Origin of the sequence: Klebsiella sp. Q11 (assembly GCF_964241505.1) — a bacterium.
Lineage (GTDB): Bacteria > Pseudomonadota > Gammaproteobacteria > Enterobacterales > Enterobacteriaceae > Klebsiella > Klebsiella michiganensis.
Genome location: NZ_CAXSXW010000025.1, coordinates 1 through 21,664 on the forward strand (window position 1 = coordinate 1; position 21,664 = coordinate 21,664).

Here is a 21,664-nt window from a genome sequence, read left to right on the forward strand (position 1 = left end):
TTGCGAGGTGGCGTATATTACGCTTTCCTCTTTCAGAGTCAACCCGTTATTTCAGGATTTTTTCTCTTCAACCGACCGGGTTGTTTGTGAAGTGATTCACATCTGCCGTGTCGATGGAGGCGCATTATAGGGAGTTCCCGAGCATCCGCAATAGTAAAATTGCAGAAAAATGACTGACTGCTGCATTCCCCAGCAAAACCCCGCTTTATACCCTGTTACGCACAGAATTATCCACAGGTGGCGGTCGATACCCTCTTATAAAGGCCCGCTCTCTTCTCTCTATAGGGCGCGATCCTGGGCTAAAAAGAGAAAGATAAAAATTCGCGAGCGTTGCGCAAACGTTTTCGTTACAATGCCGCGCTATAACAAGGATGCCCGGTTGGGTGCGTTAGGTGAGTTTTTAGACAAAAATTCACCTAACGCTCTCTGTAATATTCAAATCCTGGGGATTTAATACCATGCAACAACGTCGTCCAGTCCGCCGCGCCCTGCTCAGTGTTTCTGACAAGGCCGGTATCGTCGAATTCGCGCAGGCGCTTTCCGCTCGTGGTGTCGAGCTACTGTCTACGGGTGGTACCGCACGCCTGCTGGCTGAGAAAGGTCTGCCGGTTACCGAAGTCTCTGACTACACCGGTTTCCCGGAAATGATGGACGGACGCGTGAAGACCCTGCATCCGAAAGTTCACGGCGGTATTCTCGGTCGCCGCGGCCAGGATGACGGTATTATGGAACAACACGGTATCGCGCCTATTGATATGGTGGTGGTTAACCTGTATCCGTTTGCTCAAACCGTTGCCCGCGAGGGCTGCTCGCTGGAAGATGCGGTAGAAAACATTGATATCGGCGGCCCAACCATGGTTCGCTCAGCGGCGAAGAACCATAAAGACGTCGCCATCGTGGTGAAGAGCAGCGACTACGATGCCATTATTAAAGAGATGGATGCCAACGAAGGCTCCCTGACCCTCGACACCCGCTTCGACCTCGCCATTAAGGCATTCGAACACACCGCCGCCTACGACAGCATGATTGCCAACTACTTCGGCAGCATGGTTCCGGCCTATCACGGCGAGAGCAAAGAAGCCGCGGGTCGCTTCCCTCGCACCCTGAATCTGAACTTCGTTAAGAAGCAGGATATGCGCTATGGTGAAAACAGCCACCAGCAGGCGGCCTTCTATATAGAAGAAGAAGTCAAAGAAGCCTCTGTCGCCACTGCACAGCAGGTTCAGGGTAAAGCGCTCTCCTATAACAACATCGCTGACACCGATGCCGCGCTGGAATGCGTCAAAGAATTCAGCGAGCCGGCCTGCGTTATTGTGAAGCACGCCAACCCATGTGGCGTAGCGGTAAGCACCTCTATTCTGGACGCCTACGACCGCGCGTACAAAACTGACCCGACCTCTGCCTTCGGCGGCATTATCGCCTTTAACCGCGAACTGGATGCCGAAACCGCGCAGGCGATCATCTCCCGCCAGTTTGTTGAAGTGATCATCGCACCGTCTGCGACGGAAGAAGCCCTGAAGATCACTGCCGCGAAACAGAATGTCCGCGTCCTGACCTGCGGTCAGTGGACGCAGCGCGTACCTGGTCTGGACTTCAAACGCGTTAACGGCGGCCTGCTGGTTCAGGATCGCGATCTGGGTATGGTTACGGAAGGCGAACTGCGCGTGGTTTCCAAACGCCAGCCGACCGAGCAGGAGCTGCGCGATGCGCTGTTCTGCTGGAAAGTGGCGAAATTCGTTAAATCCAACGCCATTGTGTACGCCAAAGAGAATATGACCATCGGGATAGGCGCAGGCCAGATGAGCCGCGTTTATTCCGCCAAAATCGCCGGGATTAAAGCCGGTGATGAAGGTCTGGAAGTGAAAGGTTCGGCTATGGCGTCCGACGCTTTCTTCCCGTTCCGCGACGGTATTGATGCCGCTGCTGCCGTTGGCGTGAGCTGCGTCATTCAGCCCGGTGGTTCTATTCGCGACGAAGAGGTGATTGCCGCCGCCGATGAGCACGGCATCGCGATGATCTTCACCGACATGCGCCACTTCCGCCATTAATTCACGGAGCAGACGATGAAAGTATTAGTTATTGGCAACGGCGGACGCGAACACGCGCTGGCCTGGAAGGCCGCACAGTCACCGCAGGTTGATACCGTTTTTGTCGCCCCGGGTAACGCGGGCACCGCGCTGGAACCGGCGCTGCAGAACGTGGCTATCGGCGTCACCGATATTCCGGCGCTGCTGAGCTTTGCGCAGAGCGAGAAGATTGACCTGACCATCGTTGGCCCGGAAGCGCCGCTGGTAATTGGCGTTGTCGATGCGTTCCGTGCCGCAGGGCTGAAAATCTTCGGCCCAACGGAAGGCGCGGCGCAGCTTGAAGGCTCCAAAGCCTTCACCAAAGATTTCCTCGCGCGTCATAACATCCCGACGGCGGAATACCAGAACTTCACCGAAGTCGAGCCCGCGCTGGCGTACCTGCGTGAGAAAGGCTCGCCGATCGTCATCAAGGCCGACGGCCTGGCCGCCGGCAAGGGCGTGATTGTCGCCATGACGCAGGAAGAAGCGGAAGCCGCCGTTCACGACATGCTGGCAGGTAACGCCTTTGGCGACGCCGGACACCGCATCGTCATTGAAGAGTTCCTCGACGGCGAAGAGGCGAGCTTTATTGTGATGGTCGACGGCGAGCACGTCCTGCCGATGGCCACCAGCCAGGATCATAAACGCGTGGGCAATGGCGATACCGGCCCGAACACGGGCGGTATGGGCGCTTACTCACCGGCGCCGGTGGTAACCGATGAGGTTCACCAGCGCACCATGGAACGCATTATCTGGCCAACCGTAAAAGGTATGGCAGCGGAAGGGAACACCTACACCGGTTTCCTCTATGCGGGCCTGATGATCGATAAACAGGGAAACCCGAAGGTTATCGAGTTCAACTGCCGCTTTGGCGATCCGGAAACCCAGCCGATCATGCTGCGCATGAAATCGGATCTGGTAGATCTGTGCCTCGCCGCCTGCGACGGCAAGCTGAATGAGAAAACCTCCGAGTGGGACGAACGCGCCTCGCTGGGCGTGGTGATCGCCGCCGGTGGCTATCCGGGCAACTACAGCACCGGTGATGAGATCCACGGCCTGCCTCTGGAAGAAGCGGCTGACGGCAAGGTCTTCCACGCCGGTACCAGACTCGCTGATGACGATCGCGTGCTGACCAGCGGCGGCCGGGTGCTCTGCGCTACCGCGCTGGGTCACAGCGTCGCTGAAGCGCAAAAGCGCGCTTACGCCCTGATGAGCGATATCCGCTGGGACGGCAGCTTTAGCCGTAACGACATCGGCTGGCGCGCTATTGAACGTGAGCAAAACAGCTAACGGCTGAGCTTTGCCAGCAGCGTTTTGCGCGTAATGCCCAGCTGACGGGCGGCTTCAGTTTTGTTGCCGCCCGTTTTTTCGAGCGCCACCAGGATCGCTTCTTTCTCGACTTCCACCAGCGGCTGAATAATATCCTCACCGTGCGGCGCGTCCGAAACCGACGTACCGGCAATCGCCAGCGGCAGCTCGCGTTCCGAGATATACTCTCCGGTCAGCAGGACCACCGCCCGCTCTACCGCATTTTCCAGTTCGCGAATATTCCCCGGCCATGCGTAGTGAATCAGTAAGTCCATCGCCTGCGGCGTAAACCCCTGCACCGCTTTGCGGTTACGCTCGGCATAACGCTGCAGGAAATAGCGCGCCAGCTGAGGGATATCTTCCTTGCGCTGACGCAGCGGCGGCATATCGATAGTCACGACGTTCAGGCGATAGTAGAGATCCTGACGAAAACGTCCGGCGCTGACCTCTTCAGCTAAATCCCGGTGGGTGGCGGCAATTAGCCGCACATCGACCGAAAGGGTCTGATTGCTGCCCACGCGCTGCACTTCACGCTCCTGAATCGCCCGCAGCAGGCGCACCTGCATCAGCGGTGAAATATCGCCAATCTCATCGAGAAAGAGCGTACCGCCGTCCGCTTCAACAAAACGCCCTTCTCGCCGTTTGTCCGCGCCGGTAAAGGCGCCTTTCTCGTGACCAAACAGCTCCGACTCCAGCAACGACTCGTTGAGTGCGGCACAGTTGAGGATCACCAGCGGCCTGCGGCTGCGGGCGCTGCTGGCGTGCAGCCCCCCCGCGACCAGCTCTTTCCCGGTGCCCGACTCGCCGTGAATTAATACCGTCGCATCGGAGGGGGCAACCAGGGCAATATTATTCAGCAGCGCCCGCATCGCCGGGCTATCGCCCACCATGCCAAACTGGGCCGCGGGGGGGCTACCCGCGACGGGTGACTCGCTCAGCCGCGTATGGGCCAACGCCTCAGACAGCGTCTGCTGCAGCTTGTCAAAGTCCAGCGGCTTGATAAGGTAGTCCAGCGCACCGGATTTCAGCGCCTCCACGGCGGTATCGACGCTGGAGTATGCGGTCATGATCAATACCGGAATCGACGGATTCCAGGTTTTGATCTCTTTCAGCGTTTCGATGCCGTCCATCTCGGCCATGCGGATATCGCAAAGCACCAGATCAAACACCGTCTGGCGCACCTGTTCCAGCGCCTGTACACCGTTGTAGGCCAGCGCAACCCGGTATCCCCAGCCCCGCAACAGCGCCTGTAAGATAGTGCAGTGGCTGATATCATCGTCCACCACCAGAATATCGATCTGCTCGCCACTCATCCTTGTTCATCCTTTTGTTGCCCGTTGACCGGCAAATAGAGAGTAAATAGCGCGCCTTCGCCGGGGGCGCTCTCGGCGTGAATCGTTCCACCGTGCTGCTCGACAATGTTCTGCACCACCGCCAGGCCCAGTCCGGTGCCGTCGGCCTTGGTCGTGAAGTACGGAGTAAAAATGGCCTGTAGCTGTTCCGCCGTCATCCCCTTGCCGCTGTCCGCAACGCTCACCTTTACTCGCCCGTCGCCGCATTCCCTCACCGCCACCGTAATCACGCCATCGCGGCCAATAGCGTGGACGGCATTGAGATAAAGGTTCAGCAGCACCTGTTTCAAACGATCCGGATCGGCCTGAATGCGGCATAGCGCGGGCTGCGCGGTGAACGCGAGCGTTATTGCCCGGCTGACGGCATCCTGGCTAATTAGCTGAAGCGAGTGCGTAATCACGTCATTCAAATCAACCGATTGATACGTTAAATGCGCCGGACGCACCAGTTCCAGCAGCTCGCTGACGACCCTGTTCAGGCGATCGGCTTCTTTCGCCATCACCTGGGCCAGCTGATGCGCTTCGCCATCGGCTGGGGTTCGCTCGGCAAAATACTTTGCCAGCCCTTTTATAGATGACAGCGGGTTGCGGATCTCATGGGCGACGCCCGCGGCCAGATGACCAAGCGCCACCAGCTTTTCTTTACGCGCCGTCGCCTCCTGCAGCTGCTTGCGCGAACGTTGATAGCGGCGGAACCAGAACTGCGCCAGCAACGTTGCCGCCATCACTACGCCCGCCGCGCAGAGCATGATAACCATATTACGCAGGCTACGGGCATGGTCGGCATCCAGCTCGCGGGTATCAAAAGCAATAAAAATAACCTGGGGAGCCTGGGTACGCAGCCCGGCAGCTTCGCGACGCATCATCATGCGTATATGATGCCCGCCGCCGTTAAGCGGGCGAAACTGACGATAAATCTCCAGCGCCGGTTCCGGTTTTTCGAGCCGGCGCCAGCGCTCCTCGCTCCCAATATTCAGCTCACGCAGAGTGCTGGCAGGGTAGAGCGACTCACCAACCCGCTGCGGGTCGCTATGGGCAATGATTTTACCGCTCTCATCCGTCACAGCGAACCACAGCACGCCTGGCTGCCAGGCCATCTCCTCCAGCAACGCCTGCAGTTGGGAATGATGCATACGCATTCCCATGCCCACCCGGGCGCCGGACTCAAGGGCGCGAATCAGCACGCTGCCCTTTTCCTGGATAGTCTGGCGCGCGGCTTCATTTTCACGGCCATAATCACGCACGATTAACGCAGAGAACAGGCACACCAGCAGCAAGATAAGGCCGGTTAATAACCAGCTCAGCCAGACGGCGACGGAATCCTTAGACAACCGCATCGCGTTCATGACAACTCCCTTTCCTCAGACACCGTATCGCTCAGCAGAAATCATGCCATTTTTCCGTCCCGTCTAACCGCTTCTCATGCGCAAACCGGGAAGGCGATCGAGTAAAAATGACCCGCAGCCTCCTTGACCGCGAGTCATTTTTACTCGCTCTCGTCTGGCTGGAAGGCGCTCAATGCCCGATATCCTGCGGCCTTTCCATTCTGGCACAGAAGATGCAAATCATTGAGAAACCATAAGCCAGGAGAATAAACTATGAAACGGAACAAAAAAATGACGCTGACGCTGATTGCCCTCGCCGCGCTGACTTTCGGCAGCAGTTCAGCCTGGGCAAGGCACCACTGGAATAACGGCAGCGGAATGGGCCCCCAGGGCTACAGCCAGCTCACCGCCGATCAGCAGGCCACTGCCCGGAAACTGCATAACGATTTCTATGAACAAACCCGCGTTTTGCGTCAGCAGCTTCAATCAAAACGCTACGAATACCATGCGCTGTTAACCGCGGATAAGCCTGACAGCGCGAAAGTCGAATCCATTGCCCAGGAGATGGAGGTTCTCGGTCAACAGCTGGCCCAGCAGCGGGTGAAGTTCGATCTCGCGTTAGCGCAGGCGGGTATTTCTCGCGGTGTGGGTATGGGACCAGGGAGCTGCGGCGGAGGCCGCGGTCATATGGAGATGAGCCACTGGTAAGGCTCAGAAGCTTTTTTCGGTCGGCTGCCAGGTGCAGAAATCTTCGTTTGCCACCAGCAGCAGCTGAGAGCCTTCAGGCGCTTCCAGCCACGCCACGCTGACCTCAATGGATGAGTGATTCTGGCGTCGCTCAATATGCGCCAGCGCCTGCGTATCGAGGTCAGGCTTCACGGTCTGACCTTCACAGGTGGTCACCGTCCTGTTGGCATGCCAGCGCCCCTGGCGCAGCATAACGCGTCCCTGACGCAGAGCGTCGCTGGTCTGGCGTATTTGCTCAGCGCGATAGCGGTATAGCGCGACCTGATCGCTGGAAAGCTGCTGCTTCTGCCCATCGATTTCACGCTGCATAAAGCTGAGTTCGCCCTGCGCATCAAACCGGGCGCGAATATGTTCCGGCGGTTTACCGTAGACGTTGAGTTCAATCAGCGCGAGCTGGCCATCCTGCCAGCGGTACTCGCTGGTCGAAGTATTACCATGACGCCATGGACTGAAGGCGGCAAGGAGATGGACCTCGCCGTTAGAATCTTTGCGCCAGATACGCATCGCCCCCTGGTTATCCGCATATCCGCTGGCGGTAAACGGCGGGAGAGAGGAATCATGGCTGCAGGCAGTGAGCAGCAATACGCCTACCAGCGCCAGCGTGCGGCGCCAGGTAGACAAAAGGGGCCGACAAGCCCCTTCGATAAAACTGTACACTGCCACGCGGTCTTACTTAACTGCGTCTTTCAGAGCTTTACCAGAAACAAATGCCGGTACGTTTGCTGCGGCGATTTTGATTTCATTACCGGTCTGCGGGTTGCGGCCAGTACGCTCAGCGCGGTGGTTCACTTTGAAGGTACCGAAACCAACCAGTTGAACAGCATCACCTTCTTTCAGAGACTCGGTAATTGCAGCCAGGGTAGATTCCAGGGCAGCTTTCGCCTGTGCTTTGGACAGGTCAGCTTTGTCCGCAATTACATCAATCAGTTGAGTCTTGTTCATAAGTTATCCTTACAATGTGTTTATCGCTTGCTAAGCATCGAGTGCGACGGAAATGCCTGAAAAGCACTCTCCTGCATACACGCACCGATAGCCACGTTTTTTCGCCCCCCAAATGTAGACCAGACGGGGGGCGGAATGGAAGCCTTCAGACGCTACAATTCAGGCGGTAAATCACGTTTTCTGGTCTCATTGCTGAAAATTTATACCAATATTGCTCTCACCGGCCTCGCGAAGGTCTGCACGCAGCCCTTTGATCAGTTCAATATCGCGTTCTTCACAGTCGGCCAGAAGACGGAAAATCTCCCACTGAATATCCCATTCTTGTTCGACAGCCGGGTTTTCCTTGAGCTCTTCGTCGGTCATTTCGCGACCAGCCTGGGTCATTTCCAGCATCGCAACGGTGGTGATCGAGCTCTTGCTGACTTCAATAGCATGTTCGAGCGTTTCGCCGCTCAGCCGCGAATGAATCAGCTCACTCAAGGCCACGCATGCATCAATGGCCGGATAGACGCCGTACAGGTCGTAATCATCAGCGGCCGGAATCGCCTCTTCCAGCTTTTCCAGCTGGCTGTCGAAATTCACCTTCGCATCTTTTACCGTCAGCGTTTCCCAGATCAGATCGAGAATACGGCGATAAAGCTGGCCATCGGCGAACTCAGTTTGCTGACAGAACATGGCGTAGTTGGGGTACATCCGCTCGCACAGGCAGGCCATAAAGGTCACGTGCTGCCAGCTTTCCAGCTTCTCCAGACGCAGATGAATCGGGTTTTGTAACATGATGAAATCTCGAAGTCAGAAATTAGCCGCAGTGTACCTGAATCAGTCGTGATTTGCTTGCCAACGCACAAACGCCGGACGCCGGGACGCCACGGCATCAGCCCAGCGCGTCGGTTCAGGCAGGCGGTAGCCTTTCAGGCAGCGCTCCACCCACATCAGCGCGCTATCCAGGCCCACGCGGTGCCCGGTACTCACAAACAGGGGATTACAGCGCGTTTTACTGCGCAAAACCCACGCCAGCTGCTCGCCTTTATCTAACAACGGCGCCAGCGCGCCGGGCTCATCGCCCAGCGGCTCGAACTTACCGCACAGCCGTTTTTTCGCCACGCCGATGGTCGGCACATCCACCAGCAGACCAAAATGGCTGGCGACGCCGAGGCGGCGCGGGTGGGAAATACCGTGGCCATCAACAAATAAGAGATTTGGCTTCTGCGAAAGCTGCTCCCAGGCCGCCAGCAGCGCGGGGGTTTCGCGAAAGGAGAGGAAGCCGGGGATATAGGGCATCGTGGTCGCGACGCGCGCGACCTGATACTCCACCAGCTCCAGGGACGGATAGCTCAGCAGCACCATCGCCGCCCGGGTCACCTCTCCCTCTTGCTCAAATCCAACATCCGCTCCGCCGATCAGCGTCGGCGGATCCTGATCCAGCCGATCGCCTCGTTCAACCGATGCCGCCAGGCTGAGCTGCTGGGTGCGTAGCGATGACAAATCCATATTCACTCCTTAACGGTGGTATGGCGCCGACAACCGGTGCACTGCCTCCACAAATACGCCCGCATGTTCCGGGTCGACGTCCTGATGAATGCCGTGCCCAAGGTTAAAGACATGGCCTTCGCCCTGGCCAAACCCGGCGAGAATGGTCGCCACCTCTTCTTCGATGCGCGCCGTAGGGGCATAGAGCATCGAGGGATCCATATTGCCCTGCAGGGCGACTTTATGGCCGACGCGACGCCGCGCATCGGCGATATCGGTCGTCCAGTCGAGCCCCAGCGCATCGCAGCCGGTTTCCGCCATCGCTTCCAGCCACTGCCCGCCGCCTTTGGTAAACAGCGTCACCGGCACGCGGCGGCCATCATTCTCACGCAGCAGCCCATCAACGATTTTATGCATGTAATAGAGCGAGAACTGCTGATAATCCCGGCCGGTCAGCACCCCGCCCCAGGTATCAAAGATCATCACCGACTGCGCGCCCGCTTTGATTTGCGCATTCAGATACAGCGTGACGCTTTTCGCCAGCTTATCGAGCAGCGCGTGCAGGGCCTGCGGCTCGGCGTACATCATCTTTTTGATCACCGTAAACGCTTTGCTGCTGCCGCCTTCCACCATGTAGGTCGCCAGCGTCCACGGGCTGCCGGAAAAGCCAATCAGCGGCACTTCTCCCTTCAGCTCACGGCGGATGGTGCGCACGGCGTTCATCACGTAGCCAAGCTCATCTTCCGGGTCGGGGACGGGTAATTTATCGACATCCGCTTTGCCGGTAATGGGTGAGGTAAAACGCGGGCCCTCCCCGGCTTCGAAATAGAGCCCCAGCCCCATCGCATCCGGGATGGTGAGAATGTCCGAGAAGAGGATAGCCGCATCCAGCTTATAGCGGCGCAGCGGCTGCAGCGTCACTTCACAGGCAAGCTCGGCGTTTTTACACAGCGACATAAAATCGCCCGCCTCGGCGCGGGTGGCCTTATATTCCGGTAAATAGCGGCCCGCCTGACGCATCATCCATACCGGGGTGACATCAACCGGCTGGCGTAGCAGCGCGCGCAGGTAGCGATCGTTCTTCAGTTCGGTCATTTTTACATTCCTTTAGCGTTGATGCGCCAAGTTTATACACAAAATCATTCAAAGTGGATCGAGGCGGCAATTGAATGAACCCAAGGAGCTTACTCAAGTAAGTGACTGGGGTAAGTGAAAGCAGCCAACAAAGAGGCAATTTGAAGGATAAAGTATATGTAACATGTCACTCATACTCTGCCCGACACATCGCCACGGTATCTTCAATCAGACGGCGCGCCACGGTGCCCGGCGGCGGCAAAAGCGGCAGATTGTCATAGCGATACCATCCCGCCTCCAGCAGCTCTTTCTTGTCGATGACAATCTCGCCGCTATCGTACTCGGCCATAAATGCGGTCATCAGCGATTGTGGGAACGGCCAGGGCTGAGAGGTCACGTAGCGCAGGTTTTTCACCTTAATGCCGCTCTCCTCCATCACCTCGCGGGCAACGGTCTGCTCCAGGGTTTCGCCGACTTCGACAAACCCGGCCAGCACCGTATGCACGCCGTTACGATGGCGAGTATGCTGCGCCAGCAGGATAGAATCATCCCGACGGATGGCGACGATAATGCACGGGGCGATTTGCGGGTAGTAGCGTTCGCGGCAGTGGCTGCACAGCATTGCCCACTCGGTTTTGCTTGGGTGCATCGGATGCCCGCAGTAGCCGCAGAATTTGTGCGAGCGGTAGAACTCCGCCAGCTGGATCCCGCGTCCCGCCAGTTGAAAAAGGCCAGCATCCTGATCGAGCACCTGGCGCAGCGATCCCATCTCATGCCGGCGATCCTGGCGTACCAGCCACACCGGATCGCCCTGCCATTCTCCGATTCGCAGCGCGGGCTGCCCCGCAAGATTAAAATTTACCGCTTCGCCGTAGGGCAATTCTCCGCCGGGCAACCATAATTTCTGTTCGTGGCTGACGATCCACCAGCCGCGATCTAATTTTTCAATAATACGATCCATATCTATTGCACTACCTTTATTTTACTGGCACTTTTAACATTAAATTTACATTTTGGTGAGCAACGTATTTCTCTTAAAACCTTGCGGAGTCAACCATGTTAAACCAGCTGGAAAACCTGACGGAACGTGTTGGAGGCAGCAATAAACTGGTCGATCGCTGGCTACAAGTACGTAAGCATTTGCTTGTGGCTTACTACAACCTGGTTGGCCTGAAGCCCGGCAAAGAATCATTTATGCGGCTTAATGAGAAAGCGCTGGATGATTTTTGTCAAAGCCTGGTGGACTACCTCTCCTCCGGCCATTTTAATATTTATGAACGCTTTATCGGCGAATTGGAAGGCGATACGCCACTTTTAGCCGCCACTAAGATTTATCCACAGCTGCAGGCCAATACCCAGCAGATCATGGATTATTACGACTCCTGCCTCGAAAACGCCATCGATCACGATAACTACCTTGAGTTCCAGCAGGCGCTGTCGGACATCGGCGAAGCGCTGGAAGCGCGCTTTGCGCTGGAAGATAACCTGATCGCCCTCGCCGTCGCCCACAGCCGCAAAGACAACGTCAGCGACAATATCGCGCCGACCGCTTGAGTTGTGAGCCATTAACGCGTAGTTTACATACATTCCCCCTCACGGAGAGGGGATGTCATCTTGTCGGAGTGCCCATTTTCCACACTGGAAAAGGCTGAGACCGTTAATTCGGGATCCGCGGAACCTGATCAGGCTAATACCTGCGAAGGGAACAAGAGTAAACTGCGTTTAGCATCAGCCGCTTCAGGGCCGATCGCATCTGTTACTCCATCCGTCGTCTGGCAAGCCATATCCTGTTTAACTGGAATGAGCTATGTCTACAACCAAACTCACGCGTCGAGAGCAACGCGAACGCGCCCAGCGCTTTATCGACACCCTGGAAGGTACCGCATTTCCCAATTCGCAGCGCATCTATATCCCCGGTTCGCAGGAAGATATTCGCGTACCGATGCGCGAAATTCAGCTAAGCCCGACGCTTATCGGCGGCAGCAAAGATAATCCTCAGTACGAAGCGAACGAAGCTATTCCGGTCTATGACACCTCCGGCCCCTATGGCGATCCGCACGTCGCGATTAACGTTCAGCAGGGTCTGGCAAAACTGCGTCAGCCGTGGATTGATGCGCGCCGCGACTGCGAAGCACTCAGCGATCGCAGCTCGGCCTATACCAGAGAGCGGCTGGCGGATGATGGCCTCAACGAACTGCGCTTTACCGGCCTGCTCACGCCCAGGCGCGCCATCGTCGGGAAATGCGTGACGCAGCTGCACTACGCCCGTCAGGGGATTGTCACCCCGGAAATGGAGTTCATCGCCATTCGCGAGAATATGGGCCGCGAGCGTATTCGTGGCGAAGTGCTGCGCCAGCAGCATCCGGGCGTTGGGTTTGGCGCGCGGCTGCCGGAGAATATCACCCCGGAGTTTGTGCGCGCTGAAGTCGCCGCCGGGCGCGCGATTATCCCGGCCAATATTAATCATCCGGAATCCGAACCGATGATTATTGGCCGCAACTTCCTCGTGAAGGTTAACGCCAATATCGGCAACTCGGCGGTCACCTCGTCGATTGAAGAAGAGGTCGAGAAGCTGGTGTGGGCGACGCGCTGGGGAGCGGATACGGTCATGGACCTCTCCACCGGCCGCTATATTCACGAGACCCGCGAGTGGATCCTGCGCAATAGTCCGGTACCGATCGGTACGGTGCCGATCTACCAGGCTCTGGAGAAGGTCAACGGGATCGCCGAAGATCTCACCTGGGAAGCCTTCCGCGACACGCTGCTCGAGCAGGCGGAACAGGGGGTGGACTACTTCACCATCCATGCGGGCGTGCTGCTGCGCTACGTGCCGATGACCGCCAGGCGCCTGACCGGCATCGTCTCCCGCGGCGGCTCAATCATGGCGAAATGGTGCCTGTCCCATCACAAAGAGAATTTCCTCTACCAGCATTTCCGCGAAATCTGCGAAATCTGCGCCGCCTATGACGTCTCGCTGTCATTGGGCGACGGCCTGCGTCCCGGCTCGATTCAGGATGCCAACGACGAAGCGCAGTTCGCCGAACTGCACACCCTGGGCGAACTGACCAAAATCGCCTGGGAGTATGACGTACAGGTGATGATCGAGGGCCCGGGCCACGTGCCGATGCAGATGATTCAGCGCAATATGACCGAAGAGCTGGAGCACTGCCACGAAGCGCCGTTCTACACCTTAGGGCCGCTAACCACCGATATCGCGCCGGGCTATGACCATTTCACCTCGGGAATTGGCGCCGCCATGATCGGCTGGTTCGGCTGCGCGATGCTCTGCTACGTGACGCCAAAAGAGCACCTCGGCCTGCCGAATAAAGAAGACGTTAAGCAGGGTCTGATTACCTACAAAATTGCCGCCCACGCCGCCGATCTCGCCAAAGGCCACCCCGGCGCGCAGATCCGCGATAACGCCATGTCGAAAGCGCGCTTCGAGTTCCGCTGGGAAGATCAGTTTAATCTGGCGCTCGACCCGTTCACCGCGCGCGCTTACCACGACGAAACCCTGCCGCAGGAGTCAGGCAAAGTGGCCCACTTCTGCTCCATGTGCGGCCCTAAATTCTGCTCAATGAAGATAAGCCAGGAAGTTCGCGACTACGCCGCCGCGCAGACCATCGAAGTGGGGATGGCCGATATGTCGGATAACTTTCGCGCCCGCGGCGGTGAAATCTATCTACGTAAGGAGGAAGCCTGATGTATCAACCCGATTTTCCATCCGTCCCTTTCCGCCTGGGGCTTTATCCAGTCGTCGATAGCGTCGCGTGGATCGAACGCCTGCTGGCCGCGGGCGTTCGCACTCTCCAGCTGCGCATCAAGGATAAACGCGATAGTGAGGTTGAAGAGCATGTCGTTGCCGCTATCGCCCTGGGGCGCAAATATGATGCGCGGCTGTTTATTAACGATTACTGGCGCCTGGCCATCAAACATCAGGCTTACGGCGTGCATTTAGGCCAGGAGGATCTGGAAACGACCGACCTCAGCGCCATCCGCAACGCCGGGCTGCGTCTTGGCGTTTCGACGCATGACGATATGGAAATTGATATCGCGCTGGCGGCGCGTCCCTCTTACATCGCGCTTGGGCACGTTTTTCCAACGCAAACCAAGCAGATGCCTTCCGCCCCTCAGGGGCTGGATCAGCTGGCGCAGCATATTCAGCGACTCGGGGATTATCCAACCGTGGCGATTGGCGGCATCAGCCTTGAGCGCGCCTCGGCGGTACTGGCGACCGGCGTCGGCAGCGTTGCGGTGGTCAGCGCCATTACTCAGGCGGCCGACTGGCGACAGGCAACGGCCCGGCTGCTCGAGATAGCGGGAGCCGGTGATGAATGACAGCGATTTTATGCGCTATAGCCGCCAGCTGCTGCTGGAGGATATCGCCATTGAAGGCCAGCAAATGCTGCTGGCCAGCCGGGTGTTGATCGTGGGTCTCGGCGGGCTGGGCTCTCCCGCCGCGCTCTATCTTGCCGGCGCTGGCGTCGGCACGCTGGTGCTGGTCGATGACGACGACGTGCACGTCAGTAACCTGCAGCGACAAATTTTGTTCACCAGCGAGGATATCGCTCAGCCTAAAACCACGGCCGCCAGGGCCCGGCTGGCTCAGTTAAATCCGCAGATTGAACTGATTGCGCTGAAGCAGCGGTTAGGCGGAAAGGCCCTGCGGGATGAAGTGGCGAAGGCCGATGTGGTACTGGATTGCACCGATAACATGGCGACCCGACAGGCGATCAACGCCGCCTGCGTCGCGCTTAAAACGCCGCTGATTACCGCCAGCGCCGTCGGGCTTGGGGGGCAGCTGATGGTACTGACGCCGCCGTGGGAGCAGGGCTGCTATCGCTGTCTGTGGCCGGACGCTAACGAGCCTGAGCGCAACTGCCGTACGGCGGGCATTATCGGTCCGGTGGTTGGCATGATGGGTACCCTACAGGCGCTGGAGGCCATCAAGCTGCTCGCCGGCATGATGGCCCCGCGGAACACGCTGCGCCTGTTCGATGCCCGAACCAGCAACTGGCGCACTCTCGCGCTCCAGCGGGCTCAGGGCTGTCCGGTATGCGGAGGGCAGCATGCGGATATGGTTTAACGATGAACCGTTGCAGTGCGCCGAAGCGACCTCCGTCGCCGATCTGCTCACGCAGCTGGAACAGCAGCAGCCGGGCGTCGCGCTGGCGCTCAATCAACGCATCCTGCCGCGTGAACGGTGGGAAGATCATCTCTTACAGGAAGGCGATCAAATCCTGCTTTTTCAGGTTATCGCTGGAGGCTGACATGTTACGTATTGCGGATAAAACCTTTGAGTCACATCTTTTCACCGGCACCGGTAAATTCGCCGCCCCCGACGTCATGGTGGAGGCCATTCGCGCCTCCGGCAGCCAGCTGGTGACGCTGGCGATGAAGCGCGTCGATCTCCGTCAGCATAATGACGCGATCCTCGCGCCGCTGCTGGCGGCCGGCGTTAGCCTGCTGCCCAACACCTCCGGCGCTAAAACGGCGGAAGAGGCGGTATTTGCCGCCCGCCTGGCGCGGGAGGCGCTGGGCACCCACTGGCTGAAGCTGGAAATTCATCCGGACGCCCGCTGGCTGCTCCCCGATCCGATCGAAACGCTGAAAGCGGCGGAGATTCTGGTACGGGAAGGCTTCGTGGTGCTGCCCTACTGCGGCGCCGACCCGGTGCTGTGCAAGCGCCTTGAAGAAGCGGGCTGCGCGGCGGTGATGCCGCTCGGCGCGCCCATCGGCTCCAATCAGGGGCTGGAAACTAAAGCGATGCTGGAGATTATTATCGCGCAGGCCACGGTGCCGGTAGTCGTTGACGCGGGTATTGGCGTGCCGAGCCACGCGGCGCAGGCGCTGGAAATGGGCGCTGACGCGGTACTGGTGAATACCGCCATCGCCGTTGCCGACGATCCGGTAACCATGGCGCGGGCCTTCCGTTTAGCGATCGATGCCGGCTTGCTGGCCCGACAGGCAGGCCCGGGCGCGCGCAGCGCGCAGGCGCAGGCCACCAGCCCGCTGACCGGCTTTCTGGAGGCGCGGGTATGAACACCTTCACTGACCGTTGGCGGCAGCTGGACTGGGACGATATTCGCCTGCGAATCAACGGGAAAACCCCCGCCGACGTTGAACGCGCCCTGGCGGCCAAACAGCTCAGCCGTGACGATATGATGGCCCTGCTCTCCCCCGCCGCCGCGGACTATCTGGAGCCTCTGGCCCAGCGCGCTCAGCGCCTGACTCGCCAGCGTTTTGGTAATACCGTCAGCTTTTATGTCCCGCTGTATCTCTCTAATCTCTGCGCCAACGACTGTACCTACTGCGGTTTCTCAATGAGTAACCGCATCAAGCGCAAGACTCTGGATGAGGCGGAAATAGCCCGTGAATGCGCGGCGATCCGCGAAATGGGCTTTGAGCATCTGCTGCTGGTGACCGGCGAACATCAGGGCAAGGTCGGCATGGACTACTTTCGTCAACATCTGCCCGCGATTCGCCGCCAGTTCGCCTCGCTGCATATGGAGGTCCAGCCGCTGGCGATGGAAGAGTACGCCGAGCTGAAAACCCTCGGTCTGGACGGGGTGATGGTCTATCAGGAGACCTATCATGAAAGCATGTATGCGAAACACCATCTGAAAGGGAAAAAGCAGGACTTCTTCTGGCGGCTGGATACGCCGGACAGGCTTGGGCAGGCGGGGATTGATAAAATTGGCCTTGGCGCACTTATTGGCCTTTCCGACAGCTGGCGGGTGGACTGCTTTATGGTGGCGGAGCATCTGCTGTGGCTCCAGCAGTATTACTGGCGCAGCCGCTACTCCATCTCCTTCCCACGACTGCGGCCTTGCGCGGGGGGTATCGAGCCCGCCTCATTAATGGATGAACGGCAGCTGGTGCAAACCATTTGCGCCTTCCGCCTGCTGGCTCCGGAAGTGGAACTCTCGCTCTCCACCCGCGAATCCCCCTGGTTCCGCGATCGGGTGATCCCGCTGGCCATCAACAACGTCAGCGCCTTTTCGAAAACCCAGCCCGGCGGGTATGCCGATAACCATCCGGAGCTGGAGCAGTTCGCGCCTCACGATGACCGCCGCCCGGAAGAGGTCGCCAGCGCGCTGGTGGCCAGCGGTCTACAGCCGGTATGGAAGGATTGGGACAGCTGGCTGGGACGCGCCTCCCAATCGTCATGATAACGAATGTAATTTCTTAAACGTTCTTCACGCACGATCGTAATAAGAGAAACGGGAGATTGTGGCCCTGTTCCCGTTTCTCTATTCTGCCCCTGTCAGCAGCGGACGCTGACCAGGGCGAATATTCACTCTTCCTCCTTTTCGCCCTGCTTCCGCCTCTTTGCGGCAACGGTAATTCCATCAATATCGAATATTAATCAGTCCATATCACAACGTCAGCGTTATAATTACCGGAGTTTTATCTGATTCGCTCAGCAGGCATGCTGGCTAAACCTGCGTCTCCACCCACGGTTTAACGCTTCTGGAACGATTTACGACTCATGGCTCGTCATAATAGAAAGCTCTCTTTCACCACGCCGATTATCATCGGATTTGCGGGTATTTTATTCAGTTTCTTGCTGATAGCGGTGTTTGCCACGACGACGCAGAGGAATGATTTTCTCGAAGATTATCATCATATTAATCGCAATTTTACCCACAATATGGCGACCAACTACACGGAGACGCTGCTGCAGGGCAACGACTTTATCCTCACCCGTGCCGCCACTTTCTTTGCCCGCAACGATGCGCTGAATGAGGCGGTTAACGTCAATCCGGAAAAAGGGTTGATGCAGCTTATGCAGTTGCAAAATATGATGCAGACCGTTTCGTCCATCTCGCTGGCGGATACCAATGGGCACTATCTGCGCGCGCCCGAGGTTCTGGAAACCGAAGATAGCCAGTCCTTCGATGCCAAAACAAGGCCGTGGTTTATTAAGCAAGCGGAAGCCAGTACCTTCAGTCGGTATACCAGCCCGTACAACGACTACTTCACGCATCATCCGACGATTACCGTCTACAAACCCATAATTTCTCCAGAGGGACGGCTAAAGGGCAGTCTCGCGTTTCATCTCGATCTCACCTCAATGGGCTACGCGTTACGGCAGATGGTTGCACCCGTCCAGGGAGAATTTTTTGTGGTGCAACGCGATGGTAAAGTCATTCTCCACCCCGACCCCGGCGCTTTATTTAAACCCTACGTCAGTGAAGCCTTGATGGACAGAATGACCAGCGGCGAAGGCCAGCTTTACGATACCAATACGGACACCTGGTACTATTACTACTCCTTTACCAACCCCGACTGGTTTGTTATTTATCGGGTCGATAACTCGACGCTGGTCAACTTAACGCGCCATGAAACGGATATCGTCGCCTGGAGCTTTGCCCTGGCCGCGATCGTTATCGTGCTGTTTGGACTGTATCTGCGCCATGCTTCACGTACGGTGTTGATGAACATCATCAATGCGATTAAAACCGGGGATGTTCAGCGCGCCCCGCGGCTGGAAGCGATGCTCAGCAAAGCCATCGAGAGCAATAAGCAGCGCGAGTTAACCTACGTTCGCCAGGCGACCATCGATGCGCTAACCGGCTGCAAGAACCGCCGCGCCTTTGACAGCGATATCGCCGCGCTGATGAACGATCATCAGCCCTTCTCTCTTGCGCTGGTTGATATTGATAACTTCAAAACGATAAACGACACCTGGGGTCACCTCAACGGCGATATCGTGCTGCGCAATGTCGCCCGGGAAGGGCTGCAAATCCTCCAGCCCCTGCAAATTTCGCTTTACCGCTACGGCGGCGAAGAGTTTGCGGTGATCTTTACCACCGGACATAGCGATGACGCCCTGATGCTGCTGGAGAGCTGGCGGGCCCGCGTTGCGCTGCGCTCCTGGCGTGAAGAAGGGCTAACGGTCACCTTCAGCGCGGGACTGGGGGAATGGAATATGGAGCCCCTGGAGCAGCTTGTCGTACGCGTTGATGAAGCGCTGTATAAAGCCAAGCAGCAGGGCAAGAATCGCATCGTCCGCGCTTAACAGAGCCCACCGTTTCAGGCCTGTCGGACGCGGCTTTTAGCGTTTTCTCCCCCAGAACCGAAACCGGTTTCATTATTTTGTGATGACTTACACACAATCACCGTAAAGCGGTTGTCCCGCCCGCCTGCCCGCGATAAAGATGGTACATCAAGGAACATAAGGGCCAACAATTATGAAGAATATCGTTTTATGCTGTGCCGCAGGAATGTCCACCAGCATGCTGGTTCAACGTATGCAGGCCGCTGCGCAACAAAAAGGCGTGGAAGTCTCCATCAAAGCCGTACCGGTTGCCGAGTTTAAAGATAATCTTGCCGCTGCCGATATTATCCTGCTCGGCCCTCAGGTGAAGTACGAGCAGGCCAAGCTACAGGCAATGGCCGACCCGTTTGGTAAAAAAGTCGCCGTCATCGATATGATGGATTACGGCATGATGAAAGGCGATGCCGTGCTTGATAAAGCCCTGAAGCTGATGGAGTAAGAGATGGAAGATTTAGAAACAATCATCATGGAGCTGCTGGTTAACGCCGGTTCTGCGCGCAGCTCGGCGTTAACCGCTCTGCAGCTGGCGCGTAAAGGCGATTTTGCTGCGGCCGAACAGGCAATGGCGGAATCCCATGAATTCGTCAAGCATGCGCATAAAATCCAGACCCAGCTGATTGGCATGGATGAAGGCAGCGGCAAGCTTCCGGTTAACCTGATTACCGTACACTCTCAGGACCACCTGATGAACGCGATGGTCATTCAGGATCTGGCTACCGACATGATTGAGCTCTATCGCCGAATTCCGCTCGCACAATAACGTCAACGACTTAACAGGCGCCGCTACCGGCGCCCGTATCCTCTTAAAGAAATCCGTACATCGCCGCAAATACCCAGCCAAAGACGCAAGAGACGCTGACACCGATGAGCCCTGGCAGAATAAAGCTATGGTTAATCACAAAGCGGCCGATATGCGTGGTACCTGAGCGGTCGAACTGAATCGCCGCCAGATCGCTTGGGTAGGTCGGCAGAATGTAATAGCCGTAGCAGGCGGGCGCGGAAGCGACGATGTAGGCCGGATCGACGCCGATCGCCAACGCCACCGGAACGATCGCCGCCAGCGCAGCCGCCTGGGAGTTGACAAACTTCGATACCAGCAGCAGAACGATAGCGTAGGCCCACGGGTACTCCTTCACCATCTCCCCGAGCACGCCTTTAATCTCGGTCATGTGCGCGCCGAACATCGTTTCCGCCATCCACGCGATGCCGTACACGGCAACGATAGCGATCATCCCGGAACGGAACACCTCATTTTTGGAGATCGAAGCCGGATTCGTTTTCGTAATGATGATGATGAGCGCCCCGGAGAGCAGCATAAACATCTGGATCACCAGCACCATCGACAGCGGCTTACCGTCGAATGCCGGACGCAGTTCGGAGAAGGCGCCGAGCAGGGCGACAACCGCGATTGAGGCCAGAAAAATCCACATCGCAATCCAGTTGCTGGTCGGAAGCTTTCTATCCAGCAGCGTGGCCGTGTCCCCGTACACGTAGTGACGGTTTTCCGGTACCGCAATAAAGGCCTGGAAAGTTTCGTCTTTATCGAGGTCTTTGCCGCGAAACCAGCTGAAGATACCAATGGCCAGAATCCCCAGCAGCGTGGACGGAATGGTTATCGCCAGCAGGTCGAGAAATTCAAGGTGCTTGCCGTTAAAGGTAAAGTTGCCAAGCATTGCCACCAGCGAGACGACCGCCACGGAAACCGGGCTGGCGATAATCCCCATCTGTGCGCCGATCGAGCTGGCGGCCATGGGTCGCTCCGGACGGATGTTATTTTTGATAGCGACATCATAAATAATCGGCAGAATGGTATATACCACGTGCCCCGTGCCGCAAAGAATCGTCAGCGTACAGGTGACGAATGGCGCGACGATCGAGACATATTTCGGGTTTCGCCGCAGGAGTTTCTCGGCAATCTGCAGCATCACGTCTAAACCACCAGAAGCCTGCAGCGTCGCCGATGCCGCCACGACGGCGATAATGACCAGCATGACATCGACGGGCGGTTTTCCAGGCTTCAGGTGAAAAACAAAGACTAGGATAACTAGCCCAATGCCGCCTAAAAGACCGAGCGCAATGCCGCCCTTTCTCGCACCATAGAACAGACAAATTAAGATAATGATAAGTTGTATAGCAAATTCCATACATCCCCCAGAAGCTATCCATTAAATAACGACAATACTCTCCGCTTTGTTTTTATTAGTTCACCTCCTCCATCGCCTTTTAACAGGCGTAACAATCCCCTCGGCTGCGGTAAACCGAAAAGAACCGGGAAAGTAATCACATGATTATTTTAGTTTTTTGACTATATAGCGT

At 57.3% G+C, this 21,664-nt stretch carries 22 protein-coding genes and 1 riboswitch; of the genes, 13 read left to right on the plus strand and 9 right to left on the minus strand.

Features of this window, described 5'->3' with window-relative positions; all coding sequences use genetic code 11:
• Positions 1–458: 458 nt before the first annotated feature.
• Positions 459–2,048, plus strand: a complete 1,590-nt coding sequence (gene purH / locus ACESQ2_RS27345; protein WP_014227508.1) for a bifunctional phosphoribosylaminoimidazolecarboxamide formyltransferase/IMP cyclohydrolase — start codon at positions 459–461, stop codon at positions 2,046–2,048.
• A 15-nt stretch (positions 2,049–2,063) separates the two neighbouring features.
• Entirely contained in the window at positions 2,064–3,356 is a 1,293-nt protein-coding gene (gene purD / locus ACESQ2_RS27350) for a phosphoribosylamine--glycine ligase (RefSeq protein ID WP_373171569.1), read from the plus strand.
• On the opposite strand, the gene zraR is transcribed toward purD, so the two are convergent.
• Both zraR and zraS read right to left on the minus strand, forming a co-directional pair.
• Positions 3,353–4,687 (minus strand): sigma-54-dependent response regulator transcription factor ZraR, encoded by a 1,335-nt coding sequence (gene zraR, locus ACESQ2_RS27355; RefSeq protein WP_213811258.1) that lies wholly within the window; start codon positions 4,685–4,687, stop codon positions 3,353–3,355. The two genes, purD and zraR, sit on opposite strands and share 4 nt — an antisense overlap.
• Positions 4,684–6,072: a two-component system sensor histidine kinase ZraS gene (gene zraS, locus ACESQ2_RS27360; RefSeq protein ID WP_368763162.1), complete on the minus strand. Its 1,389-nt coding sequence runs from the start codon at positions 6,070–6,072 to the stop codon at positions 4,684–4,686. Before zraS ends, zraR begins: the two co-directional genes overlap by 4 nt.
• Positions 6,073–6,324: 252 nt before the next feature.
• On the opposite strand from zraS, the gene zraP reads away from it, so the two are divergent.
• A complete protein-coding gene (gene zraP / locus ACESQ2_RS27365) occupies positions 6,325–6,759 on the plus strand; it encodes a zinc resistance sensor/chaperone ZraP (protein ID WP_154925878.1) in 435 nt (144 codons plus the stop codon).
• 3 nt (positions 6,760–6,762) lie between these two features.
• Here zraP and ACESQ2_RS27370 read toward each other — a convergent pair whose 3' ends face one another.
• From ACESQ2_RS27370 to nudC, 6 genes are all read right to left on the minus strand, one after another.
• Positions 6,763–7,455: a DUF1481 domain-containing protein gene (locus ACESQ2_RS27370; protein ID WP_004097677.1), complete on the minus strand. Its 693-nt coding sequence runs from the start codon at positions 7,453–7,455 to the stop codon at positions 6,763–6,765.
• Between the two features lie 12 nt (positions 7,456–7,467).
• Positions 7,468–7,740, minus strand: coding sequence for a nucleoid-associated protein HU-alpha (gene hupA, locus ACESQ2_RS27375; protein ID WP_004097675.1), 273 nt, complete (start codon positions 7,738–7,740; stop codon positions 7,468–7,470).
• A gap of 186 nt (positions 7,741–7,926) precedes the next feature.
• Positions 7,927–8,517, minus strand: a complete 591-nt coding sequence (locus tag ACESQ2_RS27380) for a YjaG family protein (RefSeq protein ID WP_004097673.1) — start codon at positions 8,515–8,517, stop codon at positions 7,927–7,929.
• A 42-nt stretch (positions 8,518–8,559) separates the two neighbouring features.
• Positions 8,560–9,231, minus strand: a complete 672-nt coding sequence (gene nfi, locus ACESQ2_RS27385) for a deoxyribonuclease V (RefSeq protein ID WP_025107530.1) — start codon at positions 9,229–9,231, stop codon at positions 8,560–8,562.
• Between the two features lie 9 nt (positions 9,232–9,240).
• Positions 9,241–10,305: a uroporphyrinogen decarboxylase gene (gene hemE, locus ACESQ2_RS27390; RefSeq protein WP_046878332.1), complete on the minus strand. Its 1,065-nt coding sequence runs from the start codon at positions 10,303–10,305 to the stop codon at positions 9,241–9,243.
• Positions 10,306–10,471: 166 nt separating this feature from the next.
• Entirely contained in the window at positions 10,472–11,245 is a 774-nt protein-coding gene (gene nudC, locus ACESQ2_RS27395; RefSeq protein ID WP_224260818.1) for an NAD(+) diphosphatase, read from the minus strand.
• Positions 11,246–11,340: 95 nt separating this feature from the next.
• Here nudC and ACESQ2_RS27400 point away from each other — a divergent pair, with 95 nt between their 5' ends.
• The 10 genes from ACESQ2_RS27400 (at position 11,341) to ACESQ2_RS27445 (ending at position 20,108) form a co-directional block, all read left to right on the plus strand.
• Positions 11,341–11,838 (plus strand): Rsd/AlgQ family anti-sigma factor, encoded by a 498-nt coding sequence (locus ACESQ2_RS27400; protein WP_014837106.1) that lies wholly within the window; start codon positions 11,341–11,343, stop codon positions 11,836–11,838.
• Positions 11,839–11,892: 54 nt separating this feature from the next.
• A riboswitch (TPP riboswitch) is annotated at positions 11,893–12,006 on the plus strand.
• An 85-nt stretch (positions 12,007–12,091) separates the two neighbouring features.
• Entirely contained in the window at positions 12,092–13,987 is a 1,896-nt protein-coding gene (gene thiC, locus ACESQ2_RS27405) for a phosphomethylpyrimidine synthase ThiC (RefSeq protein ID WP_025107531.1), read from the plus strand.
• The gene (thiE, locus tag ACESQ2_RS27410) at positions 13,987–14,622 is read left to right on the plus strand and encodes a thiamine phosphate synthase (protein WP_373171570.1); all 636 of its coding nucleotides are present in this window, start codon (positions 13,987–13,989) and stop codon (positions 14,620–14,622) included. Before thiC ends, thiE begins: the two co-directional genes overlap by 1 nt.
• Entirely contained in the window at positions 14,615–15,370 is a 756-nt protein-coding gene (locus ACESQ2_RS27415; RefSeq protein WP_049070123.1) for a HesA/MoeB/ThiF family protein, read from the plus strand. Before thiE ends, ACESQ2_RS27415 begins: the two co-directional genes overlap by 8 nt.
• Complete coding sequence (gene thiS, locus ACESQ2_RS27420; RefSeq protein WP_025107534.1) at positions 15,354–15,554, plus strand: sulfur carrier protein ThiS; 201 nt, start codon at positions 15,354–15,356, stop codon at positions 15,552–15,554. The genes ACESQ2_RS27415 and thiS overlap by 17 nt, the downstream gene beginning before the upstream one ends.
• Before the next feature lies 1 nt (position 15,555).
• A complete protein-coding gene (thiG, locus tag ACESQ2_RS27425) occupies positions 15,556–16,326 on the plus strand; it encodes a thiazole synthase (RefSeq protein WP_004097659.1) in 771 nt (256 codons plus the stop codon).
• Positions 16,323–17,456, plus strand: coding sequence for a 2-iminoacetate synthase ThiH (gene thiH, locus ACESQ2_RS27430; protein WP_046878335.1), 1,134 nt, complete (start codon positions 16,323–16,325; stop codon positions 17,454–17,456). The genes thiG and thiH overlap by 4 nt, the downstream gene beginning before the upstream one ends.
• Positions 17,457–17,776: 320 nt before the next feature.
• On the plus strand, positions 17,777–19,309 hold the full coding sequence (locus ACESQ2_RS27435; protein ID WP_046878336.1) for a sensor domain-containing diguanylate cyclase: 1,533 nt from the start codon (positions 17,777–17,779) through the stop codon (positions 19,307–19,309).
• 172 nt (positions 19,310–19,481) lie between these two features.
• Positions 19,482–19,787, plus strand: coding sequence for a PTS sugar transporter subunit IIB (locus tag ACESQ2_RS27440; RefSeq protein ID WP_004097653.1), 306 nt, complete (start codon positions 19,482–19,484; stop codon positions 19,785–19,787).
• 3 nt (positions 19,788–19,790) lie between these two features.
• A complete protein-coding gene (locus ACESQ2_RS27445) occupies positions 19,791–20,108 on the plus strand; it encodes a PTS lactose/cellobiose transporter subunit IIA (RefSeq protein WP_004097651.1) in 318 nt (105 codons plus the stop codon).
• A 43-nt stretch (positions 20,109–20,151) separates the two neighbouring features.
• On the opposite strand, the gene dcuB is transcribed toward ACESQ2_RS27445, so the two are convergent.
• A complete protein-coding gene (dcuB, locus tag ACESQ2_RS27450; protein WP_004097650.1) occupies positions 20,152–21,492 on the minus strand; it encodes an anaerobic C4-dicarboxylate transporter DcuB in 1,341 nt (446 codons plus the stop codon).
• Between the last annotated feature and the right edge of the window lie 172 nt (positions 21,493–21,664).